Consider the following 25,948-nt stretch of genomic DNA (forward strand, 5'->3'; position numbering starts at 1 on the left):
TGGCGCATCTATAAATTGATAATAAAAAACGATAAAAATAATTCCAAAAAAAGACCAGTTCACCTTCTTTTGAATATTTTTTTCCATAAAATAATACATTCCAATAATCAAAATAAAGCCATTTAAATCATTAAAATTAACAGCTAAAAACGAAAAGTTAAAACCGCTTTGCATTACATGCCAAAATGAAAATTGTCCTAAAAACGGATGTACGTTAGCAACCCCTTTTACAAATCCATATTCGTTTAACCACTTTATGGTTTGAATGTAATAACTTTCATTGTCAAATAGAGTTGATAATTGTGCTGATTTTAATGCTGTTAAAGAGCAAAATAATGCAAAAATACAAAGATTTCTTTTTGAAAATAGTTTAGATATAGATGTAAAAAACTCTATAAATTCTTTTGAATATAAATACAAAAAAAGGAATTGAATAAGACTATTTAATATGAAAATTTCAAAATTGATAGCATAAAAAAAGGCACACAAACTTAAAAATAAGGTCTGATAAATAACTCCATATAAAAGTGTAAAGGCTGTGTTTTTTTTTGTAAATCCAAAGCAGTTTTGAAATGCAATTCCGGATAAAGAAGCAAAAAAGAACAGAATACACCAATATATTAAAATTAAAACCATTAAACTACTATATTACCGTCTTTCATAACTAGTTTTCTATCTGCCATATTGGCTAATTCTTCGTTGTGGGTAACGATTACAAAAGTTTGCCCAAATTCATCCCGCAATTTAAAAAAAAGTTGATGTAAAAGTTCTGCTGATTGTGTGTCTAAATTTCCAGAAGGTTCATCAGCAAAAATTATTTTGGGTTTATTAATTAAAGCTCTTGCAACAGCTACTCGTTGTTGCTCACCACCCGATAACTCATTTGGTTTGTGATTTATTCGGTCTTTAAGGCCCAGGTATTCTAAAATTCGTTTCGCTTCAATTTCGGTTTCTGCTTTATTTTTATGTGCAATAAACGCAGGAATGCATACGTTTTCTAAAGCAGTAAATTCGGGTAATAATTGATGAAATTGAAATATAAAACCCAAATTTAAATTTCTAAATTTAGATAATTCTTTATCTTTTAAATGCAAAACATCGGTACCGTCTATAATAAGTGAAGATCCATTTTGCAAGGTTGGTTTATCTAAAGTGCCTAAAAGATGAAGTAATGTTGTTTTTCCTGCACCAGAGGTACCCACAACAGACACAATTTCACCAGCTTTAATATGAATATTTATATCTTTTAGTACCTGTAAATCACCATAGTATTTATTTAATTTATGAACAACTATCATAGTTTAGTATTTATACAAATAAACAAAGAAATTTTCTTATTAAAAAAACTTGTCAAAAAAAATCAATACTTTAACATTTGTTTTAAATAATATTCACAAATTGACTATAATGCTTATAATTTTATTAATATAATGACTAATTAATCAATTAGTTAACAATTAGTTAACACATGTTTTTAAAAAAAGATTTAAATTTGTTTAAATTTGTTTAAAATTTACTCAAAATTTATATTTTATGAAGTTATTTTTAATATCAATGTTGGTTGCTTTTAAATTTTGTGGTGTTAATGAGTCAAAATTTACAAATGTTAAACAACCAATTCAACAACCAATTCTAATGAATGTAAAAGAAGGTAGAGAAATAGCAACGTTTGCTGGAGGATGTTTTTGGTGTACTGAAGCTGTTTTTTTAGAATTAAAAGGAGTTGAAAAAATTGTTTCGGGTTATACAGGTGGCCTTATCAAAAACCCATCTTATAGTGAAATTTGCACTGGAACTACAGGTCATGCAGAAGCTATTGAAATTACGTATGATCCTAAATTACTTGCATTTGAAGATCTTTTAGAAGTTTTTTTTGCTACACACAATCCAACCACTTTAAACAGACAGGGTGCCGACGCAGGGACACAGTATAGAAGTGAAATATTTTATCATTCTGAAGCTCAAAAAAAAACAGCTGAACACTATATAGCATTAATAGAAAAAGAGCAATTATATGAGGATCCAATTGTAACAAAAATTTCTGCAGCAGTAATTTTTTATGTAGCAGAAGAGTATCATCAAAATTACTACAACCAAAACAGCTCGCAAGGCTATTGCCAAATGGTCATATCTCCAAAATTAGAAAAATTACGGAAATATTATAAAAAATTATTAAAAAATTAATTGTTAAATATTATTAACTTCATTTTAAATAAATATATAATATGGTAAAAGACATGAATGCACAGAAATCAACTCAATCATTAGACACTCCAATGATAGCCAATGCTTTTAAAAAACCTGATGAAGAAAAAATAAAAGTTATTGAAAAATATTTTAGTATAATAATGACTGAATTAGGGTTAGATATAAATGATGAAAGCTTAAAAGACACACCTCATAATGTATCAAAAATGTTTGTTAAAGAAATGTTTTCGGGTTTAAATCCTTTAAACAAACCAAAAATAACTTTTTTAACTAATTCATATGATTATGACGAAATTATTGTTGAAGCCAATATAACTTTCAATTCTACGTGTCAGTATCATTTTTTGCCTATTATAGGTAAAATTGACATTGGTTATGTTTCATCAGGAAGGGTTGTCAGTATTTCTAAATTAAATAAAATTATTCAATTTTATGCGCGCAGACCACAAACACAAGAGCGTTTAGTTTTACAAATTTTTAATGAACTTAAAACCATTTTAGATACAGAAAATATTATTGTTGTACTTGAAACTTCTAATTTATGTTCTTCATTTGTAGATATAAAAGACCCTAGTAACTATACATCTACTTTTAAACAAAGCGGTTCTTTTGAACAAAAAGAATTTAGAGAAGATTTTTTTAGATTGATTAATCACATATAATTATTGGCATCTTTTTTGTTTGTTTTAATAAAAGTACAATATTTATAGAATGTTAATAAAAAAAACAGAGGCTAATCATATTAATAAAAATTCAAATAAATTCAAAAAATTATTTCTAGGAATAATATTTGATTTAATAGGGATGCTATCTTATAGTATTCCTTTTTTTGCCGAGTATACAGATGTGGTATGGGCACCAATTTCTGCTTTAATAATAGTTAAAATGTATCATGGAAAAACAGGTAAAGTTGCAGCAATATTAAGTTTTATTGAAGAGGCATTTCCATTTATAGATGTTATTCCAACATTTACTCTTACGTGGATTTATGTATATCTAATAAAAAAAGAAGTATAGCTTTTTTACTTTATAAAAAAAAATATTTTTTTATTTTAACTTTCCATCAATATAGTCTGCAATAAAACCAAGTTTCATTCTATCAAGCATTTTTTTTTCAAATTCCCAAAAGAATTTAAACTGACCAAACAAACTTCCTATGATAACGATCATTATTTGATATATTGGAAATAAAATAATTATTCTGGCAGGCCAATATATCCATAATGAAACAGATTCTTTAGTAAGTCCAATATAATTAGTAATTGGTTTAGATAGGTATGCAGCAGTAGATCCAGTAATGGCAAATACAAGTAAAATAATAATCAATTGCCAGTTCGAACTAATGTTCCAGCGTTTTTTTAGTTTGTTCATTCTAAGTTTTTTTCTATTAAAAAAAAAAGACAACTATTTAGACAGTTATACCTTTAAATTATTAAGGTGTAAAGATAAAAAAAAAGCATCAACTAAGCTGATGCTTTTAACATTTGAACGTATGGTTTTGTGAATTTATTTTTTACCAAAAAGACCACTAAGTAGTCCAACCAATCCACCTTTTTTCTTATTACTTAATGCTGACATTGCATCTCCAATATCCAGTTTTCCATCACCATTTTGATCTAGTAAAGATGTTAAAACCGAGCCGCCTTGTGCAGTATTGGTTTCACCACTTAGTAAACTGCCTAGTAAATCACTTATTCCTGATCCTGTTGGTGTTCCATTTTTTTGAGCGCTTTTTCCTAAGTATCCCATTATTATTGGAGCTAGCATTGGTAATATTTTAGAAATAATACTAGAATCAACACCTGTTTTTAAACTTAATCCTTGAATCATTTGTTCCTGATTATCACCTGTTACGTGACTTAAAATTTTAGAACCATCAGAAAAATCACCTCCATTTAAAAACCCACCTATATTGTCTAAAATACTTCCATTGTGTTTGTCACTAGTCAGTGCGCCTAACAAACCAGAAGCTCCATTGCCAGACGTAGCATTATTTTGTATTTGACTCAAAATAGCAGGCAAACTAGATGATACAACATCTGTTGTCTGTGAAGCATTTAATCCTGTTTTTTTTGAAACACTGTCAATTAGTTGTTTCCCAAGGTCACTGTTTAATAAGTCTAAAATTCCGGCCATAATTTTGATTTTAAATTAAAAGTTAATTGTAATAAAAAATTTATTTATTTTTTAAAATACTTATAATTTGTTCTGCAAGTTCTGTGCCAATTCTATCTTGTGCTTCATCTGTTGCCGCACCAATATGTGGTGTTAAACTAATTTTTGGATGCATCAACAGTTGCATTGCTGGTTTTGGTTCGTTTTCAAAAACATCTAAACCAGCAAATAAAAGTTTTCCTTCGTCTAATGCTTCAATTAAGGCTACTTCATCTATTACACCACCTCGAGCAGTGTTAATGATACCCGCATTATCTTTCATTTGTTTAAATTCATCTTTACCAATTATATAACCGCTTTCTTGTGCTGGTACATGTATCGTTATAAAATCAGAATGTTTTAGTAAATCTTCCATTGACTCTGAAACAATATCAACGTTAATAAATTGGCCGTTGTAAAAGTCAACTTTTATTATGGCTTCGTTAACATATTTATCCGATGCTATAACTTTCATTCCTAATCCAAGTGCAATTTTAGCAACTGCTTGACCGATTCGTCCAAAACCGATAATACCAATTGTTTTTCCTCTTAATTCAATTCCGTTAGCATATGCTTTTTTTAATCCGTTAAAATTTGTATCTCCTTCTAAAGGCATGTTTCTATTTGAATCATGTAAAAAACGTACGCCAGTAAATAAATGAGCAAAAACCAATTCGGCAACTGATTCTGATGAAGAGGCTGGAGTATTAATTACATGTAATCCATTGCTTCGAGCATATTCGACATCAATATTATCCATACCAACGCCACCACGGCCTATGATTTTTAAACTTGGGCAATTGTCAATAATGTCTTTTCTTACTTTAGTAGCACTGCGAACCAAAACGACATCTATGTTGTTTGTATTTACAAAACTTTCTACTTGTTCTTGAGCTACTTTTGTAGTTATAACTTCAAAACCTCCTCGTTCTAAAGCTTTTATTCCACTATCTGAAATTCCATCGTTTGCTAATACTTTCATTATTTTAGTTTATATATTTATGAGTTTTTTTGTAAAACCCGCATTTGTATTTTTATTTAAAATTGCTTTTTTAAGGCATCAAATTACGGAGTATTATTTTCCAATGTTTTCATAGCATCAACTAATACCTGAACACTTTGTATTGGTAATGCATTATACATAGACGCTCTGTATCCCCCAACAGATCTATGTCCGTTTATACCAGAAATCCCTGCTGCTTTCCATAAGGCATCAAATGCTTCTTGGTGCGCTTCATTATGTAAAATAAAAGTTGCATTCATAATGCTTCGATCTTCTGTTGCAACTACACCTTTAAATAACGGGTTTCTATCAATTTCAGCATATAATAAAGCTGCTTTTGCTTCATTTTCTATTTCAATTGCAGCAATTCCTCCTTTTTCTTTTAACCATTGTAAGGTTAAAAAAGAAGTGTAAATAGCAAATACAGCAGGTGTGTTATACATGCTCTCTTTTGAAATATGTTGCTGATAATTTAATATATTGGGTATGTTTCTTCCATTTTTACCTAATATTTCTTCTTTAACAACAATCAAAGTTGTTCCTGCCGGACCCATGTTTTTTTGAGCACCAGCATATATAATATCAAATTTTGAAAAATCTAAAACTCTCGAAAAAATATCTGAACTCATATCACAAACTACCGGAATAGATGTCTCTGGAAAAGATTTAATTTGTGTTCCAAATATAGTGTTGTTTGAAGTGCAGTGAAAATAATCAGCATCGGCAGGTATACTATATTCTTTTGGGATAAATGTATAATTACTTTCTTTAGATGAAGCTACAACAACGGTTTCTCCAAAAGATTTTGCTTCTTTAATAGCACCGTTTGACCAGGTTCCGGTATCTAAATAAGCTGCTTTACCATCTGTTTTCATCAAATTATAAGGAACTCTTAAAAATTCTAAACTTGCCCCGCCTTGTAAAAATAATGCTTGATAACCTTTACCTTCTAAACCTAATAACTCTAATGCTAAAGCTCTTGCATCATCCATAACAGTTACAAATTCTTTACTTCTGTGAGAAATTTCTAAAATAGAAAGTCCTGTGTCATTAAAATTTAAAACGGCTTGAGATGCTTTTTCAAAAACGATTTGTGGTAAAATGCAAGGTCCTGCACTATAATTATGTTTTTTTATCATGATTTTGGAATGTATTTAATATAAAGTGCAAATTTCGGAAATAGCTCCTAAAATAGGGCTATTAACTTTCCAATTTTAAGACTATGTTATTAACAATAACGTTATAGTTTGACCTAAATTGTATGCAATAATTTTAAATAGCATTTAAAAAATCAATGGTATCTAAATTGTCAGCATAGTCCCAAAGGGCTGGTTTTTGTGTTTCACCAAAAGAAATGCTATTTTCAATTAGATTTTTAGAAACAACACATTGAATAAAACTTTCATCGTCTTTTAATCGTTTTTTTACCTGTTCAATATCGTCATAAAACTCATAAAAAACACTGGAAATAGGAGAGGAGTAGCTGCTATCTTCCTTTAGTGTTAAAAATTCATTATCTAATAATTTATATAAACTCATCAAAAAAACGGCTTTGTTATAATCATAATTATTAGCATACTTTTCATAAAAAATTACATCTTTGTAGGCATAAATGGCATCAAAAAAAACTTTAAAATCGTATCCTTTAGGGACAAATAATTTGGATACGTTTCTGCATCCCAATCCAAAATAACGAAATATATCTTCGCCCAAATGAACTAAATCTTCTTTGCTTTCATTTCCTGTTAATACAGCAACTGAGTTTCTGTTTTTTCGAATAATATTTGGTACATTTTTAAAATAATAATCAAAATATCGTGATGTGTTGTTACTACCTGTTGCAATAATTGCATCAAAACCTTCTAGTTTTCCTTCTACAAAGGTGATTTTTGATAAAAATCGTTCATCCAATTGTATTAAATATTGAGCCAAAAATTTAACTAGGTATTGATCTTTTGAGCCCGTTTTTACCAAAACGTCATTTCCTGTTATTAAAACTGTTAAAAAATCATGAAACCCTACTAAAGGAATATTTCCTGCTAAAATTAATCCAATTTTTTTAGGCTCTTTGTCTGTAAATGTATATCCAGAAAGCCATTGGTCTATATGTTCTTGGGTTAGGGCTTTTGACCAAGATTGAATAGAAAAATAAACCTGCTCTGGTGTAAACCACCCGTTATGGGACTGAGATAAGTTAATTAATGACTCAAATGCATCAAAAAAAGATGAATTTTTTTTCACAACTTTATTTTGAGTTGTAGATTCTAATGAAAATTGATTTAAAAATAGTCCTAATTCAATAAAACTATTTTTTAATTCGTTTTGTGACATTTGTAACATATGTAACTTGTTTTTGAGTAGATAACGTTGTAATTTTGTACAAAAATAAGCATTTAGTAGTTAGGCTTTTGTTTTAAAGTAAAAATGATACACATTTTTACAAGTAACAACTACATGTTAAATCAAATAAATACAAAATTAATGGCAATAATTATAACCGACGAATGTATAAACTGTGGTGCTTGTGAACCAGAATGTCCAAACACGGCCATATATGAAGGAGCAGATGATTGGAGATACAAAGACGGAACAAAACTAAAAGGTAAAGTTATTTTGCCCGATGGTACCGAAGTAGATTCAGATGCGGCTCAAACACCTATATCTGATGACTTATATTATATTGTGCCCGGAAAGTGTACAGAGTGTAAAGGATTTCATGATGAACCTCAGTGTGCTGCTGTGTGCCCTGTAGACTGCTGTGTGCCAGATGATGAATACGTAGAGAGTGAAGAAACGCTTTTAAACAGACAAGCTTTTTTGCACAACGAATAAATTATATTTTTTTAGCTACAAGTACATACGTATCATAGGCATAGGTTTTTCTGTCGATTGTTTTTATGATTTCAAATCCATTGAGGCTTAAAAACAGTTGCATTTCGTTTAAAGTAAATATTCTAACAACCGAGTTGTCGTGTGCTATAAGCTCGCGCTCATTATGGTTTAATTTAAAATAATCTGCTTTCCATTTCATCATAAAATTTTCTGATTTTTGGATAAACCAATTGCTCTCTCGCACATAATTTACTCCTTGATATTGTGCTTTGTGTAAAACATTTTTATGTTTTAAAAAATAAGGGATAAATCGAGAGGCATCAATAAAATCAAAAACAAATAGGCCATTGTTGGATAAGTTTTCTCGAACCGATGTAAAAGCACTGTGCACATCTTTATTTGTGATTAAATAACTGGATGACCTTCCAGTTATTAATATAGAATCTGCTAACTTTTGAAGTTTAAAATTGCGCATATCGCCCTCAACAAAAGTACCATTTTTATTTCGCTCTTGAGCTATGGTAATCATGCTTGCACTATAATCTAAACCTGTATAGTTTATATTATTAGCAATAAATCTTTTGGCTAGGTTTCCTGTACCACTTCCGACTTCTAAAACGTTTTTGCATTTATTTTCGTTTATAATTGTGTTATAAAAAATAAATTCTTCATCATAATTAATAAACGTTTGATACATGGCGTCATAGAGTAGTGCCATATTTCCATCATAAAGTGTTGCCATACTAATTTTTAGTATAAAATTAATAAAAAAAAAGAGGCAATCGATGATTGCCTCTTTTAATTTTAATTTGAAATCTTATTAAAATTTATAGTTTAATGATAAATTCATCATTGTACCTAATTGACTAAAATGATAACCATCATATGTCATTTGAGAATAACGTTGGTTAAATGTAATTAAGTTAGATTGGTTTTTAATTGCAGCAGCATCAGCTATTAAAGCCGTACCAGCAGCATTTTCTGCTTTAAATTCCCATTCTGGTAATACGTTTAATATGTTGTTGATGTTTAATGCAATTGTCATTTTTTCTGACACATTAAAGTTAACCCCTAAATCTGTTACTATTTTAGGAATAAATTCAGTTCTTAAATCAGGACTCATCCCTTGTTGTTTGAAGGTAGTTTTACCAAAATAGGTATTATTTAAATTAAAACCAAATTTACCAATATCATAAGTAGTTCCTAAGATCCATTTTGTTACGGGTCTAGATGTAAAGAATAAAGCTTCTTGTGTTGCATTTACAACAGACTGACCAGCAGCTGCTACAATTGCAGGGTTTTTTACCGCTCCATCTCTTTCGTTTTGGATGGTATAGTTACCCGCTAAACTGAATCCTAATTCTCCTGTACCTACTTTAAGATCTTTATAATTTGCAACAAAATCAATACCCGATGTTTTAGTGTCTAATGCGTTAACAAAGAAACTTAAATCAGTTAAGTTATTAGCTGTTAAAATAGCATCTAATTGAGTTCCACCAGTTGATGATGGGCCAATCTCTGTACTTAATACAACTCTGTCTTTTACTGCAATGTTGTAGTAGTCAAAAGTAAAGTTGAAGTTTTTGCTTAATTTTCCACCAAAACCGATAGTGAAATTTGTAGACTGTTCAGCATCTAATTGAGGTATACCTAATAATTGTGCTTGAGTAGATACATTATTTACTAATCCACCTACTTGAATACCTTGGCCTGGTACAAAGCTATATTGTGCTTTTTGAGTATAAATTTGGTGTAATGTAGGTGCTCTAAATCCTGTAGATATAGAAGCTCTAGTTGTTAGTTTTTCGCTTAATTTTAAACGTGAACTTAATTTATATACAAATGCTCCACCAAAATCTGAATAATCTTCAGCACGTATAGTTCCACTCAATAAAAATGCATCTGATACATCATAGTCCAAACTGAAATATCCACCAATGTTATAACGGCTAAATTTACCCGAATTTTCTGGGCTATTTCCTGCAAATGAATCGGCTCCACCACCATCATACGATGCCAATCCGCCTTCAATTACTTCAAAAACCTCAGATCTAAACTCGGCTCCAACACCAATACTTATTTTATCAGATAATACTCTAGATAAATCAATGTTTCCTACATTGTGAGAAAAACCTGTTCCTCCTGGATCAAATGACTGTGGGCTATTTGATTGATATAAAGGAGCCCCTTGAGAAATTTCTCCTGCATCAACAACACCATTTCCATTTGCATCTATCCAAGTCGAATTAGAATATACAACATTTCTGTTATGAGAATCAGTAACTTTATACGTTTGTGTATTTCCACCTGTAGTAAAACTGGCATCAACATTCCAATCGTTAATTTTTGTTCTAATTCCTATAGTACCATTATAGTCATTTAAATCTCCTTGAAATGTTGGAACATACCCATCATATCCACCAGCAGTAGTTGGATTTGAACCAGGGAAAAAATCAGCTAAATACGGATAACTATCTACTGATCTCCAATAAGGTGTTCTGTAATTTGCAAAAGAATTTACTTTTTTAAATACATAAGCAGCATTAAAATACAATTCTGATTGTTCGCTTAAATCATAGCCACCGTTAATTAAAAATTTAGAAGCAGCAGTTTCAGGTGCTCCGTTAATGTTTCCTGCGTCTGGACGACGCGTTAAAAACTCATTGACAAAAGCAATATCTGAAGCCGAACCTGAAGTAAAATCAGCAATCTCACCAGCTGCATCTACCGTACCTGGACGGTTTGATAAAGATGTTTTTGAAAAATCAACAGTATAGTTTATGTAACCTTTATTGTCTCCAATAGAAGAACCATTGTTTAAACTAATACCAAAAGACTCCCCATCGCCTTCAGATGTTACACCTGTTCTTAATGTGGCAGAACCACCATCAACATCATCCTTTAAAATGATATTCATTACCCCAGCAATTGCATCAGATCCGTATTGTGCAGATGCACCATCACGTAAAATTTCAACTCTTTTAATAGCGTCTGTAGGTATAGCAGAAATATCTGAACCTGTTTCACCTCGTCCTGGAGATGTTTGTGTGTATAATAATGCACTTAAGTTTTTACGTTTTCCGTTGATCAAAATCAACGTTCTACTAGGTCCCATGTTTCTAATTTCATAAGGATCTAATAACGAAGTTGCATCATTAACGGGTGTTTGAACCGTGTTAAAAGATGGTATTCTGTACTGTAAGGCCTTATCAAAACTAGCTTGACCAGTAGATGTTAAATCTTTTGCAGGCAACACATCAATTGGTAAAGGAGTGTCGGCACTACTTCTTGGTGCTGTTCTAGAACCTGTTACATAAATTTCTTGTAAAACAGTTCCTTCTGTCATGGTAACATCCATTTTTGAACCTGTAACTACTTTTTCATCCGTTTGAAACCCTAAATAACTAAAAACTAATGTAGCACCTTCTTTTACAGAAATTTTGTAATTTCCATCAAAATCTGAGGCAACACCATTTTTAGTTCCTTTTTCAATAACATTTACACCGGGCAGAACTTGTCCGCTAGCGTCATAGACTGTTCCCTTTACTTCTTTTTGAGCAAAAAGGAATCCTACATTGAAAAGCAGGAATAAAATTGTAATTTTTTTCATAATTATTAATTAATTTAGATTAGTAACGTCAAATTTACATTAAAAAACATATAATCACAATTATGTGTTAATTTATTTTACAACAATGTCTTGTTTGTATTAAATATAAACTTTTGTCATAAATTAAAATTGATTGATACAAAGCATCTATATTATACATTTTTGTTTAATTAAATTAAAAAAATAAAAGATTTTTTATAACCTTTAAGTAATAAAATCAGATTATTACATTTAATTTAAAAATAAATTTAGACTTTAAAATTTCAAGGTGAATTTGTTTTATAGGTATTGTTTAACACAATATAAAATTATTTAAACAATAGATTATTGTTTAAATAATATTACGCACTAACATATAAGAAATTATTTTTTAGATAATTTATTTTTTGACGCAAATATTTTTTTTGTAAGAAATTTCATGACAGTTAAAATAATAAATGTCTATATAGGATTAAAATTTTAATTTAAAAGAAAATAAATCATTGTTTTGGTGTTTTTTAATTGTAATCCATTTACGAATTGAAATTTTAAAATGCATGGAACAATGAACCTTTATGTTAAAATTTATTCAAGGCATAAAAGGCTAGCTAACTTATTTATTTAAGTAAACTGATTGCAGTGTTTATAGTAAAAGTATTAAATAAACATATTTTTAAAAATTTAACAAACTAAAGTTACAATTTTCTATATTTGCACACTTTAAAAAACGTATACACCTTACCTTAAAACGAGTATCTAAAAATGAAAGCAGGAATTGTAGGATTACCAAATGTAGGAAAATCAACTTTATTTAATTGTTTATCAAATGCAAAAGCGCAAAGTGCTAACTTTCCGTTTTGTACTATTGAACCTAATATAGGTGTAGTAAACGTTCCAGATCCCAGAATTGTTAAATTAGAAGAATTGGTAAAGCCCGAACGTGTGCAGATGGCTACTGTTGATATAGTGGATATTGCAGGTTTAGTAAAAGGTGCAAGTAAAGGAGAAGGATTAGGCAACCAATTTTTAGGTAATATTAGAGAATGTAACGCAATCATTCATGTGTTGCGTTGTTTTGATAACGATAATATTATTCATGTTGATGGAAACGTAAATCCTATTAGAGATAAAGAGACTATTGATATAGAATTACAATTAAAAGATTTAGAAACGGTTGAAAAACGTTTAGAAAAAACAAATCGCGCTGCTAAAACAGGTAATAAAGAAGCCCAAACTGAAAAAGCTTTATTAGATAAAATTAGAGAAGCTTTATTGCAAGCAAAATCAGCAAGAACAGTAGTTCCTCAAAATGCTGATGAAGATTCTTTAATGGAAGAATTTCAATTGATTACCACAAAACCTGTTTTATATGTATGTAATGTAGATGAAGAATCAGCCGTAACAGGAAATAAATACGTAGATCAAGTTCGCGAATTGGTAAAAGATGAGCAAGCTGAAGTTATTGTACTATCAGTAGGTGCAGAAGCAGATATTACCGAATTAGAAAGTTTTGAAGAGCGTCAAGTTTTTTTAGAAGATATGGGTTTGTCAGAACCAGGATCTGCCGTTTTAATACGATCAGCTTATAAATTATTAAACTTACAAACCTATTTTACGGCAGGAGTAAAAGAAGTTCGAGCTTGGACTATAGGTGTTGGTAACACAGCTCCACAAGCAGCCGGAGTTATTCATACCGATTTTGAAAAAGGATTTATACGAGCAGAAGTAATTGCTTTTGATGATTATGTTGCTTTTGGAACAGAGGCTAAGGTAAAAGAAGCAGGTAAATTACGTGTTGAAGGAAAAGAATATATTGTTAAAGATGGCGATGTGATGCATTTTCGCTTTAACGTTTAAATATTTTACTAGTCCTAAATAATCCAAAGATTATCATTATTAAAAGTAGTTTTCGCATTTTGTTTTAATTTAAACGAAAATAGTTTTAATCAGTTGAATTCCTCGAGGCTCTGCCTCGGGATTGGAGAGGAAAGTTTGAAAACCTAAGGTTTTCATAAAACTAAAAATTTACTTTCTTCCGATTGATACCTCGATGGCTCTGTCTAGGGGTAATTCATTTCTTTAGTTTTCTCAACTGCTTAAATGGATTTTAGACCTATATGCTTCTTTTAAACAAATTTATCAATTAACTAATTTATAGGTTTTTATTTTATAAACAAAACACGTCATTTTAATTGCTTTGGTAGTAGCAAAAAAAACATTTTTATTTGAAACAAAAAAATCCAAAAGTATAAACTCTTGGATTTTATTTAATTTTGCACATTTAAGTTTAAACTATTCTTTACTCATGTTTTTCATTTCTTTTTCAATCATTTCATAAAATTGATCAATTTTTGGTAAAATGATGATTTTTGTTCTTCGGTTTTTAGAACGGTTTGAAGGCGAATCGTTTTCTACTAATGGCACATAAGAACTTCTACCAGCAGGAATAAGTTGTTTAGGGTCAACGCCTAAATCGTTTTGCAAAACACGAACTATAGCAGTTGAACGCTTAACAGATAAATCCCAGTTGTCAAGTAAAATGTTATTTTTAAAAGGAACGTTGTCAGTATGCCCTTCAATCATACATTCAAAATCGGGTTTGCTGTTGATTACTTTAGCTACTTTAGCCAGAACGTTTTTTGCTCCAGAACTAACTTCAAAACTACCAGATTTGAATAATAAATTGTCGGCTATTGATATAAAAACAACTCCTTTTTCTACATTGATGTTTATGTCAGGATCGTTTAAACCCACTTCTTTTTTTAAACTGGTAACCAATGCTAATGTTACGCTATCTTTTTTAGTTAAAGCGTCTTGTAAGCGATTAATTTTTAAGTCTTTTTCTTTTAAACTTTCTAACGATTTTTCAAGATTAGTAGCTCCTTTTGTAGTTAAAACGGTCAATTCTTTTGAGCTGTTAATTAAATCGCTATTATTTTTTTTCAAATAGTCTAACTGATTTATCAAGTCTTTTCTTTGTTCTTCTAGAGCCTGAGCCTCTGTTAAACAAACGTTTAGCTTAACTGTGGCAGTGTTTAATAAATCTTGAGTGTCTTTTTGTTTGGATTCTAACAAAGAAAATTTCTTTTTAGAAACACATGAACTCAAACTTAAAGACAATACGGTTAAAAGGAGAATTACTTTTTTCATAAATATGATATTTTTTTCAAAATTAATCAGAATTTTTTAATTTAAAATGCTTTATAATATAAAAAAAAGTTAAAATATAAGCGTAAAATAATTCTTACTTTTAATAAAATAAAGATATACGATTGATTTTGTTTTAAAGTAATTGGGTTTTTGAATTTTATTTCTTTTTCTATAGCATTTGATCAAGTTTCCATAAAATGAAAAATGAGCGTTTCCTACAGCTATAAAATGAAATAATTTCCCTTGAAATAAAAATTTAAAAGCAGCTATACCATCTAAAACCATTCTTAAAAAGATAATAGGTAACAGTTTTTTAAAAGGTAAATTTTTAACAAGCATGTATAATGAATTCCTAAAATTTAAGTATGTTTTAATAGGATTAGAAACATCTAAAGTTGCACCCCCTACATGATATATTATAGATTTTGAAGTGTATTTGGTTTGATATCCTAAATTAAAAGAACGCCAACACAAATCTATTTCTTCTTGATGAGCAAAAAAATCTACATCAAAGCCTTTTAATTCCTGAAAAACTTTTTTTCTAATAAATAAACAAGCGCCTGTTGCCCAAAATATTTCAATTTCATCATCAAACTGACCTTTGTCTTCTTCTAGGGTTTCAAAGATTCTGCCTCTGCAAAACGGAAAGCCATATTTATCAATAAAACCACCTGCAGCACCAGCATATTCAAAATGTGTTTTGTTTTTATAGTTCAGTATTTTTGGCTGAATTATGGCAACATTTGGCTCTTTGTCAAACAGTTCTTCAACGGGTTGTAGCCAATTTGGTGTTACTTCTACGTCAGAATTTACTAAAGCAAAATAAGGTTCGTCTACAAATGAAAGTGCTTCGTTATATCCTTTAGCAAACCCAAAATTTGATGTGTTTTGAATGATTTTTACCATTGGAAAATCCCGTTTTAATATTTCGACAGATTCATCTGTTGAAGCATTATCTGCTACATATAGAGTAGCATTTTGAGAAAACTCAATTACAGACGGCAAAAATTGAGGTAACAATTTGGCTCCATTCCAATTTAAGATAACAACAGCTATTTTATTCATTTAAAGTAAATTCGGGTAATTCTTTTAAAAAAAGATACTGCTCTTTTTCTAAGTCTATGGCACAAAAGTAGTGATTTAGTCCGTTAGTAACCATTAAATAATTTGCTTTTAATGTCATATTGTATCGTGCAATTTGATCAAAAGCTTTTTGATTTATGTTTATTTCTGGAGCTTTACATTCAATTAATAAAAACAGAGTACCATCTTTATTGAAAACAGCAGCATCATATCGCTTGTTCATGCCGTTAATCTTTACTACTTTTTCAACGTTTATATGAGACTTAGGATACTTTTTGTCTTCAATTAAAAAACGAATTACGTGCTGACGCACCCATTCTTCTGGAGTAAGAAGAATAAATTTTTTTCGTATTTCATCAAAAATAGATACTTTATTTTCACTATTTTTGAATCGAAATGTATAAGTTGGAAAATTTAACTTTTGCATAGGCCAAAATTACTCAAAAAATATAAACTGCCAACTAATTACTGATAACAGATAACTGTATAATGGATGAAGTTTCAAACATAATCAAAGATTTAAAAGCGGGTGTTTTTAAACCCATTTATTTTTTCATGGGCGAAGAGCCATATTATATTGATAAATTAACCGAATATATTGAACAAAATGTATTGCAGGAGCACGAACGCGATTTTAATCAAACGGTTTTATATGGTCGTGATGTGTCTATTGAAGATATTATTTCAAATGCTAAGCGTTTTCCAATGATGGCAGACCGCCAAGTGTTAATTGTTAAAGAAGCACAAGATTTAGCTCGAACTATTGATAAATTAGAAAGTTATGCAGAAAATCCGCAAAGCTCTACAGTTTTGGTTTTTGCATACAAATATAAAACGTTAGACAAACGTAAAAAAATAACAAAAGTATTAGCCAAGGCCGGTGTTGTTTTTGAGAGTAAAAAATTATATGAAAATCAAGTAGCTATTTGGATAAACAAAGTGCTAAAAGGGCAGGGTTATGCCATAGAGCCTAAAGCAAGTCAAATGTTGGTTGAGTTTTTAGGGAATGATTTATCAAAAATTAGTAATGAATTGGATAAATTAAAAATTGTGTTACCCAAGGGGCATATCATTTCGGCTACAGATGTAGAAGATAATATAGGGATTAGTAAGGATTATAATAATTTTGAATTGCGAAGTGCTATTGGATCAAAAGATCAATTAAAGGCGTATAAAATTGCAGATTATTTTGCTAAAAATCCAAAAGACAACCCAATTGTAGTAACAACAAGTTTGGTGTTTAGTTTCTTTTCTCAATTGATGCAATATCATGGAAGCAGTGATAAAAATCCAAGTAATTTAGCTAAGGTTTTAAAAGTAAATCCATATTTCTTAAAAGAATATGATGTTGCTTTCAAAAATTACCCCATAAAAAAAGTTAGCGCAATTATTGCTTCCTTAAGATCTATTGATGTAAAGAGTAAAGGTGTAGGGGCTAACGCTTTACCTCAAAGTGATTTATTGAAAGAAATGTTGATTCATATATTTAAATAACATATTGTAAAAATTTATTTTACGATTAATAGTAGGCATTATAATTGGTTTTTTACTGTTTTTTGTCATTGAAATTGAAAACCGTATATTTGTTGTCTTTAAAAAAAATAAAAATGGGAATGAATAAAAACACAGTGTTAGCTTGGGCTACGTTTATTATGGTACTAATGGGTGTGATCATTATTGGTCTTGGAATTTACAGATATGATGATGTTGCAGGTTGGGGTTTTGGGGCAGTTGGAATAGGGTTTTTTGCTATTGCATGGGTTTTTAATGCCTTGAAAGGAAGAGTTTAAATTTACAATTTGTTTTGTGATGAAATAAAATAACCGTTTGCTATGCCTACGGAAAATAATTAAATAAAAATAAAAATACAATGTCAGACGATAAGAAAGTAATATTTTCAATGTCCAAAGTAAATAAGATTTACTCTAGTGCCAACAAACAAGTTTTAAAAGATATTTATTTGAGTTTCTTTTATGGAGCTAAAATTGGTATTTTGGGTTTAAACGGATCAGGAAAATCATCTTTATTAAAAATAATAGCCGGTTTAGATAAAAATTTTCAAGGCGATTTAGTTTTTGCGCCAGGCTATAATGTGGGGTATTTAGAACAAGAACCACAATTAGACGAAACAAAAACTGTAATTGAAATTGTTCGCGAAGGAGCCGCAGAAGTGTATGCTTTGTTAGACGAGTTTAATACCATAAACGACCAATTTGGTTTGCCAGAAGTATATGAAAACGCAGACAAAATGCAAAAATTAATGGACCGACAAGCTGACTTGCAAGACAAAATTGATGCCGCAGGAGCTTGGGAAATCGATAATAAACTTGAAGTAGCAATGGATGCCCTTCGAACTCCAGATGGCGATACTCCTATTAATATTCTTTCTGGTGGAGAAAAAAGACGTGTTGCTTTATGTAGATTGCTTTTGCAACAACCCGAAGTTTTATTATTAGATGAACCAACCAATCACTTGGATGCCGAATCGGTATTGTGGTTGGAACAACATTTGCAACAATATGCAGGAACTGTAATTGCTGTTACGCACGACAGGTATTTTTTAGATAATGTAGCAGGTTGGATTTTAGAACTGGATAGAGGGCAAGGTATTCCTTGGAAAGGAAATTATTCTTCTTGGTTGGATCAAAAAACAAAACGCATGGAGCAGGAAGAAAAATCGGCCTCAAAGCATAGAAAAACCCTAGAGCGTGAGTTGGACTGGGTTCGTCAAGGAGCTAAAGGTCGTCAAACGAAACAAAAAGCACGTTTGCAGAATTATGATAAATTATTAAACGAAGACCAAAAAGCATTAGATGAAAAATTAGAAATCTACATACCAAATGGCCCAAGATTAGGAACAAATGTCATAGAAGCAAAAAATGTTGCCAAAGCTTTTGGTGATAAATTATTATATGACAATTTAAATTTTACACTTCCTCAAGCAGGTATAGTTGGAATTATAGGCCCTAACGGAGCTGGTAAATCAACTATTTTTAGAATGATCATGAAAGAACAAGAGCCTGACTCTGGAAGTTTTGAAATTGGTGATACGGTTAAAATTGCTTATGTAGATCAATCGCACTCTAATATTGATTCTGAAAAATCAATTTGGGAAAACTTTTGTGACGGTCAAGAATTGGTGATGATGGGTGGTAGACAAGTTAACTCTAGAGCCTATTTATCGCGTTTTAACTTTGGTGGAAGCGAACAAAATAAAAAAGTATCTACACTTTCCGGTGGAGAGCGAAACAGGCTGCATTTAGCCATGACTTTGCGAGAAGAAGGAAATGTATTGCTTTTAGATGAACCTACAAATGATTTAGATATAAACACTTTAAGAGCGTTGGAAGAAGGTTTAGAAAACTTTGCAGGTTGCGCCGTAATTATATCGCATGACAGGTGGTTTTTAGATCGTGTTTGTACGCATATTTTAGCTTTTGAAGGACATTCTGAAGTATATTGTTTTGAAGGAAGTTTCTCTGAATATGAAGAAAACAAACGTAAACGATTAGGAAAAGAGGTAACCCCAACACGTATTAAATATAAGAAACTGATTAGATAGTTTTTAAAAACAAAAAACGTTGGTTAATACCAACGTTTTTTGTTTTTTTTAGAAGCTTCTGATTTTCTAGAATTTGTTTCTTTATTCTTATTTCTTAAATCAGGTTTAGCGTCTTCATCTGTTGGTGCATTAGAAATTTGATATGGATGGTCACTAACGATTTTAATTTTAATTCGAATTAGTTTTTCAATATCTTTAAAATACTTTACTTCTTCTTTATCACAAAAAGAAATGGCTAATCCACTTTTGCCAGCTCTTCCTGTACGTCCTATTCTGTGAACGTAGGTTTCAGAAATATTGGGAATATCAAAATTAATAACAAAAGGTAAATCATCTATATCTATACCTCGGGCTGCAATATCAGTTGCAACCAAAACTGCGATTTCTTGATTTTTAAAACTTAACAAGGCACGTTGTCTTGCATTTTGAGATTTATTTCCATGAATTGCAGCAGCTTCAACGCCATTTTTTTCTAATGCTTTAACAACATTGTCTGCACCATGTTTGGTTTTTGTAAAAACTAGTACGTTGTTTAAATCATCGTTTCTAATTAAATGATATAACAGTTTTCGTTTGTCTCCTTTGTCAACAAAATATACTTTTTGAGCAACTTTTTCGGCAGTACTAGAAACAGGATCAACCGAAATGTATTTTGGCTTTGTTAAAAAAGTATCGGCTAACTCTCTAATGGCAACGGGCATAGTTGCTGAAAATAAAAGCGTTTGTCTGTTAGATGGTGTTAGTTTTACAATTTTTTTTACATCATTGATAAAACCCATGTCTAACATTTGATCCGCTTCATCTAATACCAAATGATGCATTTGATCTAAATCTATATAACCTTGTTTGTATAAATCCAACAACCTACCTGGGGTTGCAACTAAAACATCGACCCCTTTTTTTAATTGATCTACTTGAGATACCTGACTTACACCGCCAAAAACAACCATAGTTCTTATGTTGGTATATTTGCCATATTCATTAAAATTTTCCTGAATTTGAATGGCTAATTCTCTTGTAGGGGTTACCACTAGGGTTCTAATGCTTTTTCTTTTTTGGGCCGAACCTACAATACGGTGTATCATATTAATGATTGGAATGGCAAAAGCACCTGTTTTTCCGGTACCTGTTTGGGCACAAGCTACTAAATCTAATCCTTCTAAAACGGCTGGTATTGCTTGTTCTTGGATAGGTGTAGGGCTTTCATATCCTAACTCCTGAACGGCTTGTTGTATGTTGGGAATTAATTGTAATTCTTTAAATGTCATTTATAATTTTTTACAAAGGTAATCAAAAACAAGGTCAAAAGTTCAATTTCAACTGCGATCTAAAATTACTTGCCATTATTTAACCCGCTTCAAAACAAAACAAAAACAAGTGTCAAACAAAAAGTGATTAGTTTAACATCTTACTTTTTATAAAATCAGTAATTAAATAGGCTATTAATTTACCTGTTAAATGATTGCTACTGCTCAAGTCTAGATCTGGAGCACCTTCACAAATATGCAAATAAGACGCATTGCGGTGTTGGCCAAAGTGGTGAATAAATTGTCGCGCTTTTTCTACACCAAAACCAGAATTTGTCATGGCACTCGCATAAATACCGGGAATAGCATCTAAATCAAGTTCAATTCCAAACGGGTCATCTTTAACAAAATCTAAACCTATATTTAATTCGTTATCAAAGTTTTTTTCTTTTCTAACTTCAATCTCTTCATAGGTATTGTATTTTAGGGTTTCGGGTAAAGATTTTATTTTGTCTAAAACAATTTTAGAAATAAAACCTTCATGAAGTCCAAAAATAAAATATTTTTTTAAAAAATGATTTTCATAGGCGTAGGTAAATCCATTTCCTGAATGTCTCCCTTCCATAATTCTAAAGTCAGTATGCGCATCAAAATTAACAGCATTAACCATTTTTCCTTTGCCTAGAGCTAATCCTTTAATGTTTCCATAAGCATTATTGTGTCCGCCACCAATAATTATTGGAATCTTACCTGATTTTACGATTACTCGTATAATATGAGAAACTTCTTTGTCAATTTGTTCAACTAGTTTAAAAAGTTCTTTTCTTTGTTCTTTATCATTGGCATCTAATGTTGTAGCTTTTGTCATTTCTTTTTCCACATTTATGTGACCCAAGAATATAATTTTATTTCCTTTACAAAACTTATTATGTTGCATATTAACAAGACTTTTTATTGTACTTGCATAGGCAGAAGCCGTTCCTGTTTTGCCATAATTTGCTTTTACGCCAATATCTTCTGGTATGCCAAGTAAAACAAAAGGGGCATCTGATTTTAAAATAAAATCAGAAATTTTTTCGTCTTTTGGAATTATAATAATTCGCTCACCTAATTTTAATTCTCCACTTCTGTGATTTGTTATTGATACTAAATTAGAAATAGTGAAGGGTATAATATTTTCCATAAAAAACAATAAAACTTTTATTCAAAAATACTATATTATTAAATACTTTCGTTATTAAAATAAAAGAATGTACTTTTGTACCATTATTTAAATAAAAAAAAATGGAAAAGACCCCAAACAATTCAAATTTAAAGACTGTTGTAATCGTATTGTCTTTATTGTTATTAGCTAGTGTAGGTTATATTTTTAAGATGAGTTCTGATAATAAAACCGAAGTTCAAAAAAATGAAGTTAAATTTCAAACTGAAGTTCACGAAAAAGAATCAGTTATTAAAAATTTAGAAGAAATGTCTGCTAAATATGATGAAGAAATTGCATCTAATACTTCTTTAAAAGAAGAGCTAATAGCAGAAAGAGCTAAAATAGTAGCCTTAATTTCTAGAGTAAAAAACGGAGAAGCTTATAAAGATGATTACGTAAAATTGAAAAGAGAAATGGATAGCTTAATAGCCGAAAACTCTAAACTTAAAGAAGAAAATCAAACTTTAACTACAAATCTTGACAACACAACTACTGAATTAATTGTTTCAAAAAAATTCAGTGATACTTTGTTAAATCAAAACGACAAACTATCAAAAACTGTTGAAAAAGCTCAAAAGCTAGTAATTGTTAATTTAAAAACAATCGCAGTAAAAGAAAGAAAATCAGGAAAACAAATTGAAACTGCAAAAGCAAGCAGAGCCAATAAATTAAAAATAAGTTTTACAATTCCTCAAAATGCTGTTGCAAAACCAGGAGAAAGAGAATATTATGTTCAAGTTATTGACGCAGCTAATAATGTTTTAGGTGATAAAAAATCAGTAACAATTGATGGTAAACTTTTAACATATAGTTTTATAACTACAGTAAAATTTAATAATAAAACGTTAACTGTTTTAGAAGAATTATCTGGAGACGACTTTAAAAAAGGAACATATATGATAAATGTTTTCAATAAAAGTGATTTGGTTGCCAATTCATCTTTTGATTTGAAATAATTTATTTCATAGGTCAATAAAAAAAGCACTCATAAATTAATTTATAAGTGCTTTTTTTATTTTATAAACTGCCCTTCAATCATTACTTTTTCTATTAAATTACTTGTAAATTCGTACGGAATTTGATAAAAAGAATTTAAAGGTTTGGTTATAATAATAGTAGCTTTCTTTCCTATTGTAATGCTACCATGTGTTTTTGATAGACCCATTGCATATGCACCATTTATAGTAGCAGCATTGATTGACTCTTCTGGAGTCATTTCCATTTTAATACAGGCAGATGCTACAACAAAATTCATGTTTCCAGATGGAGTTGTGCCAGGGTTAAAATCAGAGGCTAGAGCTAGTGCAAGACCAGCATCGATCATTTTTCGAGCAGGTGTATATGGAATTGAAATGAAATAGGAGCAATTTGGTAATGCAACAGGCATTGTTTGACTGTTTTTTAATAGTTCAATATCATCATCAGAAACAATTTCTAAATGATCTACAGACAAAGCTTCGTTTTCTACACAAGCTTTTATGCCTCCAATGGTTGTAAACTGATTTACGTGAATTTTTGCTTGTAATCCATGTTTTTTACCAGCTTGCATTATTTGTATAGTTTCGTCTACAGAAAAATAACCCGTTTCTAAAAAAGCATCAATATAATCAGCTAGTTTTTCATTGGCTATAGCAGGAATCATTTTATTGATAATTAAATCAATATATGCAGAATGATTTTCTTTATATGCTACCGGAAAAGCATGAGCACCAAGAAATGTAGCTTTAATTGCTATAGGGTAATTTTCTTTCAAACGTTTTATTACGCGAAGCATTTTTAATTCGCCTTCAACAGATAGTCCATAGCCCGATTTTATTTCAACAGCTCCAGTTCCTTGACTCATTATTTCCTCTAGTCGAATTTTTGATTCCTGATAAATAGTATCTTCCGATGTCTCTTGAAGTTTTTTTGCAGAATTTAATATGCCACCTCCTCGAAGGGCTATTTCTTTATATGATAAACCATTTATTCGGTCTACAAATTCCTGAACTCTATTTCCTGCATAAACAATATGGGTATGACTATCAACCCAAGCAGGTAATATTATCTTTCCTGTTGCATCTATAACAGTTGTATTTTCTGTTTTTGGACAATCTATCATGGAGCCAAAACCTATAATTAAATTATCTTCAATTAATAAAAAAGCGTTTTCAATTTTGGGCAAAATATTCATTTCTTTTCCCGAAACTTTTTCAATTAATTTGTCTCGGGTTTGAATAAGCTCTTTTATGTTGATAAATAATGTTTTCATTGTTTGAAATAATTTTTGTAAATTTAAACTTGATTTTTAAAAACTCCTATCTTTCAGTCCTAAATTTTAGTTGTTTTAACTTTAAATGTAATAAAATTAATTTTAATGTTACAACCTTTTAAAAAAATATTATACAACTCAATTTTACGTATTATAAACGTATATTATTTTCTATATAAGCGATTATATTTATTGAATTAATTAAGGGGTCAATACAATAGAACAAAAAAGAAACGAAATAAAACGAAAAATAACATTCAAACCACTTTAGCTATGAAAGGATCATTTATATTATTATTATTAGGATCATTGATTTTAGTCTCTTGTAATAATAATGTTTATGGAACATATAATACCAACTACTCTAAAGACAAAAGTGTTTTTTTTGAAATAAAACTAAAACCGAATAATACTGTTGAAAAAACAACAGTTCATACAATAAGTGATTTTGCTCAAGGGAAGTATGTAATAGAAAAAAATAAAGTAATTTGTTATTTAGATTCATCTAGAAATAAATTTACTCAAGACACTATAATATTTAAAATAAAAGGAAAGAAGCTTTACCCAATTGTGAAAGAAATTGTTAATACAAAGTTTTATTTAAAGAAGAATAATTAGTTTAATAGCCCCGCTCCCGCACGAATCCTTTCGTGTGGTAAGTAGTAAATAATAAACAAAACCACATTGTAATGATGTGGTTTTATTTTACGACAAAAACGACAACATGACCCAAGACCACAACAAAAACATACAATTAATCACCTACAACCACTTAAACTTACCCACAAAAATAGATTTTGTTGGAGGCAATAATATTACCTATCTTTACAACGCTATGGGTCAAAAAGTAGAGAAAAAAGTGATACAAGGTTCAAACATCATCAACACCGATTATATGCAAGGGTTTCAGTATGAGCGAAACGTATTGCAGTTTTTTCCGCATGCAGAAGGATACGTTGAAAAGAAAGATAATAATTATAGCTACGTGTTTAATTATACAGATCATTTAGGAAACATAAGAGTAAGCTACTCAGATATAGATGGTAATGGTGTTTTAGGAAACGAACACTCTGTAACTTGCCAAACTATTGTTTCACATAAAGGAGGAGTTCCAGTAACAATTTGTAACGATTATTACACTAGCGCAATTTTAGAAGAAAACCATTATTATCCTTTTGGACTTAAACATAAAGGTTACAATAATGAGGTGAATGGTACGGAACATAAGTATAAGTACCAAGAACAAGAGCGTCAAGACGAACTAGGGCTTAACTGGGATAGCTTCAAATGGCGTAATTATGATTATGCGATTGGTAGGTTTATGAGTATTGACCCTTTGGCTGAAAAATACGCTTATAACTCAACTTATGCATTCCAAGAAAACAAAATGGGAATGGGTAGAGAGTTGGAAGGATTAGAATTAATCACTTTTAATCAAATGAGAACATATTTTACAGCCTTAAAGTATGCTTTTATAGGAAAAACAGAGCAAGCAAGAAGTAACTTAAAAACTTCTATAAATAACAGAGTTGAAGTATCTATTACTGGTAAAGAAAAAAGTAATGTTCAAGTAGCAAATTACAATGTTAATAAAGTATCTGATTACGGTACTATGGCAAATTCAATAAAAACAATATCCGATGAAGCAAAAGTAGCTACTAAACA

General features: G+C 30.2%; 25 protein-coding genes and 1 pseudogene. 11 read left to right on the forward strand and 15 right to left on the reverse strand.

All coding sequences use genetic code 11. From position 1 onward, the window contains the following. Together AABM47_RS01120 and AABM47_RS01125 are read right to left on the reverse strand one after the other, a co-directional pair. Nucleotides 1-420: pseudogene (locus AABM47_RS01120) on the reverse strand (hypothetical protein); the annotation flags it as partial. A 215-nt stretch (nt 421-635) separates the two neighbouring features. Continuing rightward, nucleotides 636-1,298 carry an ABC transporter ATP-binding protein gene (locus AABM47_RS01125; RefSeq protein WP_338409079.1) on the reverse strand — a complete coding sequence of 221 codons (663 nt, stop codon included), beginning with the start codon at nt 1,296-1,298 and terminating at the stop codon, nt 636-638. Nucleotides 1,299-1,635: 337 nt separating this feature from the next. Here AABM47_RS01125 and msrA point away from each other — a divergent pair, with 337 nt between their 5' ends. From msrA to AABM47_RS01140, 3 genes are read left to right on the forward strand one after another with little or no spacing between them, the layout of a single operon-like run. Then, nucleotides 1,636-2,184, forward strand: a complete 549-nt coding sequence (gene msrA, locus AABM47_RS01130) for a peptide-methionine (S)-S-oxide reductase MsrA (RefSeq protein WP_338409101.1) — start codon at nt 1,636-1,638, stop codon at nt 2,182-2,184. A gap of 53 nt (nt 2,185-2,237) precedes the next feature. Further along, a complete protein-coding gene (locus AABM47_RS01135) occupies nt 2,238-2,870 on the forward strand; it encodes a GTP cyclohydrolase I (protein ID WP_338409080.1) in 633 nt (210 codons plus the stop codon). A gap of 49 nt (nt 2,871-2,919) precedes the next feature. Next, the gene (locus AABM47_RS01140) at nt 2,920-3,225 is read left to right on the forward strand and encodes a hypothetical protein (RefSeq protein WP_338409081.1); all 306 of its coding nucleotides are present in this window, start codon (nt 2,920-2,922) and stop codon (nt 3,223-3,225) included. A 30-nt stretch (nt 3,226-3,255) separates the two neighbouring features. On the opposite strand, the gene AABM47_RS01145 is transcribed toward AABM47_RS01140, so the two are convergent. The 5 genes from AABM47_RS01145 to AABM47_RS01165 form a co-directional block, all read right to left on the reverse strand. Further along, nucleotides 3,256-3,579, reverse strand: a complete 324-nt coding sequence (locus AABM47_RS01145; protein WP_338409082.1) for a DUF6787 family protein — start codon at nt 3,577-3,579, stop codon at nt 3,256-3,258. A 135-nt stretch (nt 3,580-3,714) separates the two neighbouring features. Then, nucleotides 3,715-4,344: a DUF937 domain-containing protein gene (locus tag AABM47_RS01150; protein WP_338409083.1), complete on the reverse strand. Its 630-nt coding sequence runs from the start codon at nt 4,342-4,344 to the stop codon at nt 3,715-3,717. 40 nt (nt 4,345-4,384) lie between these two features. Further along, nucleotides 4,385-5,344 carry a D-2-hydroxyacid dehydrogenase gene (locus tag AABM47_RS01155; protein ID WP_338409084.1) on the reverse strand — a complete coding sequence of 320 codons (960 nt, stop codon included), beginning with the start codon at nt 5,342-5,344 and terminating at the stop codon, nt 4,385-4,387. 83 nt (nt 5,345-5,427) lie between these two features. Then, nucleotides 5,428-6,501, reverse strand: coding sequence for a 3-phosphoserine/phosphohydroxythreonine transaminase (serC, locus tag AABM47_RS01160; RefSeq protein ID WP_338409102.1), 1,074 nt, complete (start codon nt 6,499-6,501; stop codon nt 5,428-5,430). A 136-nt stretch (nt 6,502-6,637) separates the two neighbouring features. After that, the gene (locus AABM47_RS01165; RefSeq protein ID WP_338409103.1) at nt 6,638-7,696 is read right to left on the reverse strand and encodes an acyl-CoA reductase; all 1,059 of its coding nucleotides are present in this window, start codon (nt 7,694-7,696) and stop codon (nt 6,638-6,640) included. Nucleotides 7,697-7,846: 150 nt separating this feature from the next. Here AABM47_RS01165 and AABM47_RS01170 point away from each other — a divergent pair, with 150 nt between their 5' ends. Then, nucleotides 7,847-8,197, forward strand: coding sequence for a 4Fe-4S dicluster domain-containing protein (locus tag AABM47_RS01170; RefSeq protein ID WP_338409085.1), 351 nt, complete (start codon nt 7,847-7,849; stop codon nt 8,195-8,197). Between the two features lies 1 nt (nt 8,198). Here the strand turns inward: AABM47_RS01170 and AABM47_RS01175 are convergent, their stop codons facing one another. Together AABM47_RS01175 and AABM47_RS01180 are read right to left on the reverse strand one after the other, a co-directional pair. Beyond that, nucleotides 8,199-8,939, reverse strand: a complete 741-nt coding sequence (locus AABM47_RS01175; RefSeq protein ID WP_338409086.1) for a class I SAM-dependent methyltransferase — start codon at nt 8,937-8,939, stop codon at nt 8,199-8,201. Between the two features lie 78 nt (nt 8,940-9,017). Further along, nucleotides 9,018-11,807: a TonB-dependent receptor gene (locus AABM47_RS01180; RefSeq protein WP_338409087.1), complete on the reverse strand. Its 2,790-nt coding sequence runs from the start codon at nt 11,805-11,807 to the stop codon at nt 9,018-9,020. Nucleotides 11,808-12,548: 741 nt separating this feature from the next. Between AABM47_RS01180 and ychF the strand changes: the two genes are divergently transcribed. Next, complete coding sequence (gene ychF / locus AABM47_RS01185; RefSeq protein ID WP_338409088.1) at nt 12,549-13,643, forward strand: redox-regulated ATPase YchF; 1,095 nt, start codon at nt 12,549-12,551, stop codon at nt 13,641-13,643. A gap of 435 nt (nt 13,644-14,078) precedes the next feature. Here the strand turns inward: ychF and AABM47_RS01190 are convergent, their stop codons facing one another. From AABM47_RS01190 to AABM47_RS01200, 3 genes are all read right to left on the reverse strand, one after another. Beyond that, nucleotides 14,079-14,936 (reverse strand): OmpA family protein, encoded by an 858-nt coding sequence (locus AABM47_RS01190; protein WP_338409089.1) that lies wholly within the window; start codon nt 14,934-14,936, stop codon nt 14,079-14,081. A 69-nt stretch (nt 14,937-15,005) separates the two neighbouring features. Next, nucleotides 15,006-16,001, reverse strand: a complete 996-nt coding sequence (locus AABM47_RS01195) for a glycosyltransferase family 2 protein (protein ID WP_338409090.1) — start codon at nt 15,999-16,001, stop codon at nt 15,006-15,008. After that, on the reverse strand, nt 15,994-16,446 hold the full coding sequence (locus AABM47_RS01200; protein WP_338409091.1) for a type I restriction enzyme HsdR N-terminal domain-containing protein: 453 nt from the start codon (nt 16,444-16,446) through the stop codon (nt 15,994-15,996). The genes AABM47_RS01195 and AABM47_RS01200 overlap by 8 nt, the downstream gene beginning before the upstream one ends. Nucleotides 16,447-16,508: 62 nt before the next feature. Between AABM47_RS01200 and holA the strand changes: the two genes are divergently transcribed. From holA to ettA, 3 genes are all read left to right on the forward strand, one after another. Beyond that, entirely contained in the window at nt 16,509-17,513 is a 1,005-nt protein-coding gene (holA, locus tag AABM47_RS01205; RefSeq protein WP_338409092.1) for a DNA polymerase III subunit delta, read from the forward strand. Nucleotides 17,514-17,632: 119 nt separating this feature from the next. Then, the gene (locus AABM47_RS01210) at nt 17,633-17,809 is read left to right on the forward strand and encodes a CAL67264 family membrane protein (protein WP_338409093.1); all 177 of its coding nucleotides are present in this window, start codon (nt 17,633-17,635) and stop codon (nt 17,807-17,809) included. Between the two features lie 80 nt (nt 17,810-17,889). After that, a complete protein-coding gene (gene ettA / locus AABM47_RS01215; RefSeq protein ID WP_338409094.1) occupies nt 17,890-19,581 on the forward strand; it encodes an energy-dependent translational throttle protein EttA in 1,692 nt (563 codons plus the stop codon). Between the two features lie 23 nt (nt 19,582-19,604). Here ettA and AABM47_RS01220 read toward each other — a convergent pair whose 3' ends face one another. Beyond that, nucleotides 19,605-20,849 carry a DEAD/DEAH box helicase gene (locus AABM47_RS01220; protein WP_338409095.1) on the reverse strand — a complete coding sequence of 415 codons (1,245 nt, stop codon included), beginning with the start codon at nt 20,847-20,849 and terminating at the stop codon, nt 19,605-19,607. A 127-nt stretch (nt 20,850-20,976) separates the two neighbouring features. Then, a complete protein-coding gene (locus AABM47_RS01225; protein WP_338409096.1) occupies nt 20,977-22,011 on the reverse strand; it encodes an arginase family protein in 1,035 nt (344 codons plus the stop codon). 101 nt (nt 22,012-22,112) lie between these two features. On the opposite strand from AABM47_RS01225, the gene AABM47_RS01230 reads away from it, so the two are divergent. Then, a complete protein-coding gene (locus tag AABM47_RS01230; RefSeq protein WP_338409097.1) occupies nt 22,113-22,988 on the forward strand; it encodes a hypothetical protein in 876 nt (291 codons plus the stop codon). A gap of 56 nt (nt 22,989-23,044) precedes the next feature. Here the strand turns inward: AABM47_RS01230 and hutI are convergent, their stop codons facing one another. Beyond that, entirely contained in the window at nt 23,045-24,283 is a 1,239-nt protein-coding gene (gene hutI / locus AABM47_RS01235) for an imidazolonepropionase (protein ID WP_338409098.1), read from the reverse strand. Nucleotides 24,284-24,556: 273 nt separating this feature from the next. Between hutI and AABM47_RS01240 the strand changes: the two genes are divergently transcribed. Together AABM47_RS01240 and AABM47_RS01245 are read left to right on the forward strand one after the other, a co-directional pair. Beyond that, entirely contained in the window at nt 24,557-24,901 is a 345-nt protein-coding gene (locus AABM47_RS01240) for a hypothetical protein (protein ID WP_338409099.1), read from the forward strand. Nucleotides 24,902-25,007: 106 nt separating this feature from the next. After that, a partial coding sequence (locus tag AABM47_RS01245; protein WP_338409100.1) for an RHS repeat-associated core domain-containing protein occupies nt 25,008-25,948 on the forward strand: 941 nt, incomplete at its 3' end.

The organism is uncultured Flavobacterium sp. (assembly GCF_963925415.1).
Taxonomy (GTDB): Bacteria; Bacteroidota; Bacteroidia; order Flavobacteriales; family Flavobacteriaceae; genus Flavobacterium.

Excerpts from the sequence above, each read along its gene's own strand:
- AABM47_RS01125 (WP_338409079.1), bottom strand. The coding sequence starts at position 1,298 with ATGATAGTTGTTCATAAATTAAATAAATACTATGGTGATTTACAGGTA.
- msrA (WP_338409101.1), top strand. The coding sequence starts at position 1,636 with ATGAATGTAAAAGAAGGTAGAGAAATAGCAACGTTTGCTGGAGGATGT.
- AABM47_RS01135 (WP_338409080.1), top strand. The coding sequence starts at position 2,238 with ATGAATGCACAGAAATCAACTCAATCATTAGACACTCCAATGATAGCC.
- AABM47_RS01140 (WP_338409081.1), top strand. The coding sequence starts at position 2,920 with ATGTTAATAAAAAAAACAGAGGCTAATCATATTAATAAAAATTCAAAT.
- AABM47_RS01145 (WP_338409082.1), bottom strand. The coding sequence starts at position 3,579 with ATGAACAAACTAAAAAAACGCTGGAACATTAGTTCGAACTGGCAATTG.
- AABM47_RS01150 (WP_338409083.1), bottom strand. The coding sequence starts at position 4,344 with ATGGCCGGAATTTTAGACTTATTAAACAGTGACCTTGGGAAACAACTA.
- AABM47_RS01155 (WP_338409084.1), bottom strand. The coding sequence starts at position 5,344 with ATGAAAGTATTAGCAAACGATGGAATTTCAGATAGTGGAATAAAAGCT.
- AABM47_RS01165 (WP_338409103.1), bottom strand. The coding sequence starts at position 7,696 with ATGTCACAAAACGAATTAAAAAATAGTTTTATTGAATTAGGACTATTT.
- AABM47_RS01170 (WP_338409085.1), top strand. The coding sequence starts at position 7,847 with ATGGCAATAATTATAACCGACGAATGTATAAACTGTGGTGCTTGTGAA.
- AABM47_RS01175 (WP_338409086.1), bottom strand. The coding sequence starts at position 8,939 with ATGGCAACACTTTATGATGGAAATATGGCACTACTCTATGACGCCATG.
- AABM47_RS01180 (WP_338409087.1), bottom strand. The coding sequence starts at position 11,807 with ATGAAAAAAATTACAATTTTATTCCTGCTTTTCAATGTAGGATTCCTT.
- ychF (WP_338409088.1), top strand. The coding sequence starts at position 12,549 with ATGAAAGCAGGAATTGTAGGATTACCAAATGTAGGAAAATCAACTTTA.
- AABM47_RS01190 (WP_338409089.1), bottom strand. The coding sequence starts at position 14,936 with ATGAAAAAAGTAATTCTCCTTTTAACCGTATTGTCTTTAAGTTTGAGT.
- AABM47_RS01195 (WP_338409090.1), bottom strand. The coding sequence starts at position 16,001 with ATGAATAAAATAGCTGTTGTTATCTTAAATTGGAATGGAGCCAAATTG.
- AABM47_RS01200 (WP_338409091.1), bottom strand. The coding sequence starts at position 16,446 with ATGCAAAAGTTAAATTTTCCAACTTATACATTTCGATTCAAAAATAGT.
- holA (WP_338409092.1), top strand. The coding sequence starts at position 16,509 with ATGGATGAAGTTTCAAACATAATCAAAGATTTAAAAGCGGGTGTTTTT.
- AABM47_RS01210 (WP_338409093.1), top strand. The coding sequence starts at position 17,633 with ATGAATAAAAACACAGTGTTAGCTTGGGCTACGTTTATTATGGTACTA.
- ettA (WP_338409094.1), top strand. The coding sequence starts at position 17,890 with ATGTCAGACGATAAGAAAGTAATATTTTCAATGTCCAAAGTAAATAAG.
- AABM47_RS01220 (WP_338409095.1), bottom strand. The coding sequence starts at position 20,849 with ATGACATTTAAAGAATTACAATTAATTCCCAACATACAACAAGCCGTT.
- AABM47_RS01225 (WP_338409096.1), bottom strand. The coding sequence starts at position 22,011 with ATGGAAAATATTATACCCTTCACTATTTCTAATTTAGTATCAATAACA.
- AABM47_RS01230 (WP_338409097.1), top strand. The coding sequence starts at position 22,113 with ATGGAAAAGACCCCAAACAATTCAAATTTAAAGACTGTTGTAATCGTA.
- hutI (WP_338409098.1), bottom strand. The coding sequence starts at position 24,283 with ATGAAAACATTATTTATCAACATAAAAGAGCTTATTCAAACCCGAGAC.
- AABM47_RS01240 (WP_338409099.1), top strand. The coding sequence starts at position 24,557 with ATGAAAGGATCATTTATATTATTATTATTAGGATCATTGATTTTAGTC.